Source organism: Marinobacter sp. bablab_jr008, assembly GCF_016464145.1.
In the GTDB taxonomy this organism is placed as follows: domain Bacteria; phylum Pseudomonadota; class Gammaproteobacteria; order Pseudomonadales; family Oleiphilaceae; genus Marinobacter; species Marinobacter nauticus.
Genome location: NZ_JACDWW010000075.1, coordinates 94,270 through 102,779, shown reverse-complemented (window position 1 = coordinate 102,779; position 8,510 = coordinate 94,270). Strand labels below are relative to the sequence as shown.

General features: G+C 57.1%; 3 protein-coding genes. All 3 read right to left on the bottom strand.

From position 1 onward, the window contains the following. Nucleotides 1-136 precede the first annotated feature (136 nt). The 3 genes from JIF53_RS15580 to JIF53_RS15570 all read right to left on the bottom strand — a co-directional run bounded on the left by JIF53_RS15580 (nucleotide 137) and on the right by JIF53_RS15570 (nucleotide 8,468). Nucleotides 137-4,501, bottom strand: coding sequence for a class I SAM-dependent DNA methyltransferase (locus JIF53_RS15580; protein WP_199453239.1), 4,365 nt, complete (start codon nucleotides 4,499-4,501; stop codon nucleotides 137-139). A gap of 2 nt (nucleotides 4,502-4,503) precedes the next feature. Next, complete coding sequence (locus tag JIF53_RS15575; RefSeq protein ID WP_199453237.1) at nucleotides 4,504-7,413, bottom strand: DEAD/DEAH box helicase; 2,910 nt, start codon at nucleotides 7,411-7,413, stop codon at nucleotides 4,504-4,506. A 287-nt stretch (nucleotides 7,414-7,700) separates the two neighbouring features. Then, nucleotides 7,701-8,468 carry an ASCH domain-containing protein gene (locus JIF53_RS15570; RefSeq protein ID WP_199453235.1) on the bottom strand — a complete coding sequence of 256 codons (768 nt, stop codon included), beginning with the start codon at nucleotides 8,466-8,468 and terminating at the stop codon, nucleotides 7,701-7,703. Nucleotides 8,469-8,510 lie beyond the last annotated feature (42 nt).

Genomic DNA, 8,510 nt, shown 5'->3' with positions numbered 1-8,510 from the left:
TCACCCTTGAGGGCGGCCAGAGCAACTTTGGACTTGAATGATGCGCTGTATTGCTTGCGTTTCTTGCTCATGATTCTCCTCCTCGTGGAGATGATGAATCAGAGCTTAGGCACCTGTCCAAAATTTGGGGTCCACTTCAATAAGTATCACTGAGCAAAGGCAGCTGATTAAGAAGAGACTTGTTTACATGCCCAACACCTGTGCTCTTCACACGGAAGTCCAGCGGAATGGAAGCGGTATAACAGAACAGATCTAATAGATCTTTGTCGTTCTTATATATCGTGCTCAAACACGTATGGATGTGACCTACACCTTTCGGGGCAATTGTGGTCATGAGAGTTCGCTCTGATGAAGTCCCGACCATCTCTCGGTTAACCAACCGATAATAGTCCGTCACCAACCGCGCCCGATGCTCGCCCTCTTCCACCCAGGGCACGCGCGGGGTGCGGTCGCGGTAGGTGGCGGGGTCGCAGGCGGGGATGTAGTTGGTGCGCGGCAGGTAGTCGTCCGGCAGGGTTTGCAGGTCGAGCTTGTCGTAATCCTTGTTGCTCTTACAGCCTGGCCGGGGATTCTTGAAAAACGGGCTGCCGACGAAGAAATGGGGGCCAGAGAGTATCCATTGTTCCGGGTTCTCCGGGAAGCGGGTTTCCCGTTTGATGGTGCCGTCTTGCTGGGCATTGACTTCGTTCCAGTGCTGTGTGGAGTAGTACTGCCCTTTCAGATCCCCCAGCCGCCGGGGCTGGGCTGCGAACTTGTCCAGTACTGCCAACAACTGCCGGGCGTGAAGGGCCGGCAGGCGCGCTTCCAGAGCATCGGTGCCGGCTTCGTCGTAGAGTTGGGCAAACAGAGTCAACTCATGATCGCCCACTTCAATAATGCGGTCCCGGTGGCCGTCGAATCCCCATTTCACTTTAACCCGGCCATCTGGCAACTCTATCTCTTCCTTGATGCCCGGAACTGGTCCGTGCCCATCATGGCTGAATGAATAATCCACGGTTTGGGGTACAAACAGGTTGGAAATATTGTAGAAACTCACCTCTCCGACCGGACCATAAATGTTCTGGCTGTAGCGTGTGTGGTTATCCACCTCGGCAAACAGCTTCACTTCATTCGCGTACTGGAAATGTGCACGCAAGCGCCGATACACCTCCCGCCGGAATTCCCCACCTTTAGGGTCATCGTAAATCCCTTCCGGATGCAGGAAGCCACTCACGCCCTGCCTGTTCACATTGGCCCAGGCGCGGGGCAGAAAGCATTTGTAAAGGTTGGCCTTTTGGCCAGCGAGCTGCGGGTAGTTCTGGGTGGCATTCAAAAACGACTGGGAGCCTTCCGCTTCCGCCAGTTCGTCAAACCAGGCCTGCTGCAGTTGCGGGCTGCGCTCGAAGGCGGCTTCGCGCTCGTCGGTCGGTTGCTTGGCACTGAGCTTGTGCAGCACAAAGGCCGGGTTGTGGTCGCCGAGGATGCCGGCTTCCTGCCATTCCACCTTGCGCCAGGGCGGGTTACCCAGGGTGATGTCGAAGCCACCGCGCCTGGCGAAGATGTCGGCGAAGGCCAGCTCCCAGTGGAAGAAGCGGTAGTGCTCGCCCAGTTTGTTGGCAATGGCCAGGGTGTTGAAGAAGGGGTTCCTGAACAGTTTTTCCAGGTTAAGTTCGCCGCGCTGGTTGCTGACATCGCGGGCGGCCTGTGTTTCTGCACGCAGGGTTTGCTGGGGCTCGTCGGCGGCGAACAGGTCGTCTACCGGTTTGGCAAACAAGTCTTCGCCCTGCTCTACCGGCTTGCCGTTTTCCGAGGCGGAACTTTCAGCGGTTGGAGTGCTGCCCAGCAGGCTTTCCTGCTCCGGGGCAAAATCAAAGGTACCGGCGCTGTTGAGGATGGTGTTCAGGTCGAACAGCCATTTCTGCCGGTCCGGCAGTTGGTCCACTTTGTCTAGGGGCCAGAACCAGAGGGCGCACCAGTAGTCCATGGCCAGTTTCAGGCGGCGGTAGGGCGAGGCAATGCGGGCGTTGGTGTTGAAGATGCCGTGGGCGCGCAGGTTGTCTTTTTCCCGGGTGGTGGTGTGGTGTTCTTCTACCTGTTCCTGGCCCCACAGGGGGTAGGTGTCTTCGGTGCGCCGGCGGTGTTGTTCCAGCATTTGGGTGTGTTCGCGCCACAGGCGGTCTACGGCATCGCTCAGGCTTTGCAGGGTTTTGATTTCCTGCTCGTCCAGCGGGGCGCAGAAGTCTTTTTTCCAGTCTTTGATTTTCTTGAAGGCATCCGGGCGCAGTTGTTTGGCCACTTTGTCGTTGTAGCCGGCCATGCCGGGGTCGGGTAACAAAAAGTGATAAATCTCGTTTTCGCCGCGGCCGCCCTCGCCTGTCGGGTTCAGCAGGGATTCCGGAGTTAGCCGGCGCGGGGCGTTGTTGTACCAGTAGCCTTCTTTGCCCTGTTTCTTCAATGCAATCTTCGGATACACCTCGCGGCGGGCGCCGATCAGGCTGTTGCCGGTAAAGAGCTGGTAGCCGAACCAGGGTACGTTGTGGCCGCCGCTGAGGGCGTTCAGCCACAGGGACACTTCCGCCAGTTCCACGGCGATGGGGTTGAGGTCTACCCCGTATACGTTGTGGTCGGCGATGTGCATTTTTACCCGCTGCAGTTCCCGCTGGTAATCCTCGTGGGGGATGCGTTCGCCAAGCTCCTGCTGTTTGCGGGTTAAATAGGCTTCCGCGAGCTGGTTGACGGCTTCGTTCAGGAAGGCCGCGCTGCCCATGGCGGGTTCGCATACTGTTAAGTCGAGGATGTCGTCTGCCGTTACCTCAGCCGTCAGGCGTTCTTTGAGGGTGTATTTCACCAGGCTTTTGGTGAGCACTTCCGGGGTGTAGTAACTGGCGGATTTTTCCCGGTCGCGCCCAGCCATGCGGTAGATGAATTTGCCTTTGGGGTGTACGCGCAGGCTGAGTTTGCCGTCGACTTTGTCGTACACGCGCTCTTTGTCGTCGAATTCGTCCAGCTGGCTCTGGGTAACGAAGTAGCCGGTGTCCAGTTCATCCGGGTTGATGTTCTGGCCTTTGGGGGCCACTTCGTAAAGGTCTTCGGTAGCGAAGAAGCCACGGTAGCTCAGCAGGGCTTCGTACACAGCACCTAGTTGGTTGATGCCCAGCTGGGTGTAGCTTACGCGGCCCCTGCGTCTTTTGCCTTTGGCGGGGCGTGTGAGCGACATGCTCTGGACAACCTGCTGCAGGGTGGCGTTGCTGAATACCACGCGGTTGAGCAGCGGAGTTTTGGCCGGGTCGAACAGGTGGCTGTCCAGGCCTTGCAGGGTGAAGGCGTTGGTGGTGCTTTCGTGCAGGTTGTCTTGCTGCTGGCTGGCCTGGTTGCCCTGGTAGATCAGGCTGAACATGCGCTGCAGGCTGTGGTGGAAGTATTCGCCCTGCTGGCTGTGTTCGGTGGTCAGGCGCACCATTTCCAGGTCGCGCAGGCTGTCGAGGCTGTAGCCCATGCGCCAGGTTTCGTCTTCCGTGGGCAGGTAGCCCAGTTCCGGCCGCGCTTCGATGTAGAAGAGGAACAGAATGCGGTACATGTAGCGCAGGCATTCCTTGGAGAGCTGGTCGGCATCCAGGGCGTTGCTGCCACTGTAGATGCCTTCCTTGCGGTCGCGCGCCTGTTCGATGAGTTGTTCGGCGGCCTCGTTGCCCAGGGCTTCGATGGCCTGGCGCAGGGCGTATTTGAGGTCGTCGGAGACTGCAAAGGCGTGTTTGTGGCTGTTTTCGTCCAGGCTGTCCAACCTGCACTGGCCTTCATCTGGCGCGAGGCTTTCCCGGTGCAGCAGTACGGCGGTGGCTTTGAGGGTTTTGTCGTCGCGCCGGCCGAGGATTTCTTCCCAGTCGAAGCGCAGCATGCGGTTTTGCGACCATTTGTAGCGGTCGATCAATATGCCTTGGCGGTCGCTCAGCAGCAGTACCCAGCGGGGCGGATTTTCGTTGTGGGGTGCGTTCTGGCGGAACACGGCCTGGTCCAGGATGTGGTACCAGTCGGTGTTTTTCAGGGCATCAAAGTGCGGGCCGGGGCCGAAGAACTGGTTGCTGTGCAATTTGAGGGAGAGCGGGTCTTCGCCTTCGTTGTCGGCATCCAGTGCGCCCAGTACCCACAGCTGGTCGCCCAGGGTGCTGAGCACGGGCAGTTCGGTGTTGGGGGCTACGGTTCGGTTTTGTGGCTGGTACGGAATGCCCAGGGTGCCTAGCAGGTCTTTGAAGAATTCCCGCTGCAGGCGAATACGCTCGGCGACGCTGCGCTCGGTTTTGAGTTTGTGGCGCAGGGCGAAGTAGGTCTGGTTGAGGTTGCGCAGGGCGCGGTGGGGCGTGGCGTATTCTGCCCCGGCCTCTTTGGCCTGCTCTTCGCGGGCATCCCAGTCTTTAATGGTGTCGGCAAAGTCGCCCTGGAACACTTCGGCCAGGTAGTGGGCACTGAAGAATTCGTTGTCGTTGGTTAACCCGATGAAGGTGGCGGCGGTGTCTTGTACGGCCATGGTTAGTCCTGCTCCCCGGCTTCGCGGGTGAATACAGCAATGATCTGGATAAACGGTACAGGTTCGATGGTGAGGGTGTCGCGCACCCAGGCCTGGTAGTCATCGAACGCTTTTTCGATGCGGCCGATGCGCTCTTCCCTTCTGGCAGCTTTGAAGTGCTCTGCCTGGGCAGATTTTTCCAGCTGGAGCTCTATCTGTTTTACCTGCCGCTGCTGGAGTGCTTCCAGTGCCTGCAGCTGTTCTGTCAGCTCTTCGTTCTTCTGTTCTGTGTAGGCCTGCTGGCGCTGGTGCATTTCTGCCTGGGCTGCGTTGATGACCGGCTGGCGCAGGTCTTCGAGTTCGCTGATGTTGATCGGCTGGGCGCGGTTGGGCAGTTTGTTGTCCAGTTGCAGGGTTTGCAGCCAGTGCTCTGCCGGTTCCACGGCCGATACTTCGCCGTTGCGGGTTTTAATGGCAAACCACTCCCAGATCACAGGGTGGGCCTTGCGGTTGGGAATCAGCCCGCTGACCAGGAATACAGACTCGCCCGGTTGCAGGGCCTGTTTCACGGCATTGGTATCCGGCAGGGCCAGTACCGGGGCGCTGTGGCGGGCCACCTGGGCCAGCAGTTTGTCTTGCAGCCACTGGATGGCCGGATGCTGGGGCCACAGGTAATGGAGTTTGGGCCAGGCGCTTTCGTCTTGCCGGCTGCGGCGGATTTCGTCTTCAAACCGCTGTTTATCGGCGGTGAGCACCAGGCTGCCATCGCTGGGGCTGATTTCCGGCGGCAGGAAGCGGAACCGGTAGTCCAGATCGTCTGGCGGCGTGATGGTGAGAGTTTGTTTGTCGTTGTTGGCGCTGAACTGAACTTGCTTGCGCTCGCGGTTCAGGGCTTCCAGGGCCTGGCGGGCGAATTCGTAGTCGCTGGGGAACAGGCTGTACCGATCTACCGTGTGCTGTTCGGCCTGTTCTTCGGTTTTCGGGGCTGCAGCTTCCGGGTTCAGGAACAGCGCCAGCAGGTCGTCGCCTTCGTTGCTATCGTCGGCCTGGTATTTGTCATCAAAAGCTTTGGCATCGGTGCCTTCGGCCATGGCTTCCATGGTGAGGGCTTCTTCGGCTTCGGCATCGTGCACTTTCATGAAGGTGGCCGGGTCGCCGATGTTTTTGTAGGCCTGTTCGTCTTTCTCTTTGAGGATTTCCAGTATGCGCTGGTCGCCGCGCACTTTTGGGTTGTCGCTCTGGTTAATCAGGTAGGTGATGATCGGCGTTTGTTCCTGGCCGTAGCGGTCTACCCGGCCGTTGCGCTGCTGGAACACCATGAGTGACCAAGGCAAATCAAAATGCACCAGCCGGTGCGAGAGGTAATGCAGGTTGATGCCCTCGCTGGCGACATCGGAGCACAGTAGTACGCGCAGTTTGCTTTCCGGTTTGCCGAATTCTTCGACGATGCGTTGCTGGTCGATATCCGGCAGCGTGCCGTGCAGTATTTCAACGGCCTCGGGTTTGAGCTTGAGGTCATCCTGCAACTGCTGCTTCAGCCACTTAACGGTTTCGATGCGTTCGCTAAAGATGACCAGACGGTCGTTGGTGTCGGTTTTGCTCCAGCCGAACTCACGGCTGCCCAACAACTTCAGTAGTTTCTGATATTTGCCAAAATGGGCCGTATTAACGTTACGCAGGGATAGCAACAAGCTGTTGAGGGCCTGTATTTCCTGCTGTTCGTCTTCGGTAACTTCCGGCTTGTTCGCCAGTTTTTTGATGCGTTGCTGCACAGAAACTTCCGCCGCAGCCGGGGAACTGAAGATGGCCTTTTGCAGGCCGATGCGCACCAGTTGGCCGTTTTTAGTGGTGCTGTGCTCACCCCGGTAAGTGAACGGTACGTCAAGCAGCGCCTGGTAGGCAGCTTCTTCTTCCGGGCTGGCGTTCAGGTAGATGTCGTTTACTACCCGTTCTTTGAATTCCTGCTGTACCTGATTCCGGATGTCCTTCTTGAACCGGCGAATGACCAGCCCCTTATCGCGGAAATCTTCCCTGGCGTAGTCGTCCGGATCGGAAATGGCCGTGGGGTCCAGCATGTTCATAAGGCTGGCGAACGACCGTGCCCTGCCGTCGTGGGGCGTGGCGGAGAGCATGATCAGGGTGTCCGACCGGCCCGCCAGCAGTTGCGCCAGCTGCGCCCGCTGGGAGCTGCTGCCACGCTCGGCCACGTTGTGGACCTCATCAATCACGATGATGTCCCAGTAGGCCTTTTCCAGGTGCTGGCGGTATGCATTGCCCTGCTTGAGGGTGTCGATGGAGATGATCGACTTATCGTAGTAGTAAAACGGGTTATGGTTGCCCGGAATGTGGTTACGCACCCGCTGCAGGCCGGCGGAATCCAGCCGGGTGAGCGGGATGGTAAAGCGGTTCCACATTTCTTTCTGGAACTGGGTCATCATGCTTTTGAGGGTGAGCACAAGGATGCGCTTGCCCCGGCCACGGCGCATGAGCTCGGTCATCAGAATGCCGGCTTCCAGGGTTTTACCCAGGCCCACGGCATCGGCAATCAGGATGCGCTGGCGGTTCTGCTTCAGCGCCTGCAGGGCCGGGTCCAGCTGGTAAGGCACCGGGTCCATGGCCGCTTTGTGGCCGAGGTGGATCCTCTCATCCGCCGGGGTAATCTGGCGCAGCTGGGTTTCAATGAACAGACGGCTTTTCTCGAAGCCGGGGGTCAAGTCCTGCTCAAAGCGGGTTTCCGCCGGGTCCAGTACGCGGATGGTGTTGGCCTGCTCTTCCAGCCGGGTCAGGAATCGTGCGGATTTGCCATTCACCAACTCCGACAGGCCGTCAACGGTAAGGGCATAGCCGCCGTCATCACTGGGGTCTGCCCGGCGGACAACCCATTCGCAATCCCGGATAACAACTCTGGCGCCTGGTGCGTAGAGTGAAGACATGTGCCCTTCCCGACTGGTTTGGTGGAACTGGATGTCGGGAGGGTAGCTGGTGGCTCCGACATCCGTTGTCGCTTTCTGATTGTTACCTTTTGGTTATGACTTTGATGATCGTCCATATAAGGACAAAGGTGAAGGGGTGTTTAATAATTTTTGACAATTCATGTGTCTGTTTTTTCAGGTGTTTCACTTACTCAACTAATTATCAGTTCGCGGGTAAGTTGCGGGTAGGTCAGCTGGGACTTCCTCCCGTTCAAAACAACCAGAAGCAAGACTCCACTCCCTGTCGATTAATCACTCACAGGATTCTGGCGGCTATCACTACCGTCAGTAGTTGTTGTGGCATCTTGCCATCCTATAGCGCTTACTATTCCCCAGTTGCCTTTCAAATTTGGCCTGCGCCATTTTGCGGTTGGCATCCGTTTTAGGTATTCCAATGCAGCTGAATAGTTGGAAAAGCGCTGCTCGGAACCTTTCTCACCCACGGTAAAATATCCGTTTTTGTTGCAGAGATTTATGCAGAATGAACTACCATCCCTTGCATAGGGTATCTTCGACGTCTTCTGCTCAGCACTTGCGGATTTGGAACGAGAACCGACGTTTTGTGTCGTTGAAAAAATTTCGACTAACGCAGCCTGTAGATTTTCTATCGCTACGGTATCTAACTCGACCCAAACTACTGCACCGGATCTGTGCTGGTATTTTATTGGCTGTACAAGGGGCAAGACGTCGCCCAATACCCAGGCGTGGTTCCACTTGTAGCCATCTCGGGTATAGATCTCCGGGCCAACGTTATGTTTTATCTCGTTCTCAAAAACTTCTTCAAAGCACAATGGGCCGATGGAATCGAGAATTGAACCAACACCAACAATGGTCCCACTACCCTTCTCGATCAGGGCGATGGGGCCTCGAATTGTTGTTCGGGCGCTTCGCATTTCCCAGGTTTTATAACCCTTGAGAATTTTATCGATCCACGGCTGGTCAATAATTAAGCCACGAGTAATAGGTTTCGCGCCCGCTTCCCAATTCTTATTTAGTTCGTGTTTCTCTTTAGGCATAGTTGATTCCCTTCATCGGTTTTTCGACCAACGCAAGCTTGC

Bases quoted from the DNA above. Each gene is read 5' to 3' on its own strand.
- JIF53_RS15580 (WP_199453239.1), bottom strand. From the start codon at position 4,501: ATGGCCGTACAAGACACCGCCGCCACCTTCATCGGGTTAACCAACGAC.
- JIF53_RS15575 (WP_199453237.1), bottom strand. From the start codon at position 7,413: ATGTCTTCACTCTACGCACCAGGCGCCAGAGTTGTTATCCGGGATTGC.
- JIF53_RS15570 (WP_199453235.1), bottom strand. From the start codon at position 8,468: ATGCCTAAAGAGAAACACGAACTAAATAAGAATTGGGAAGCGGGCGCG.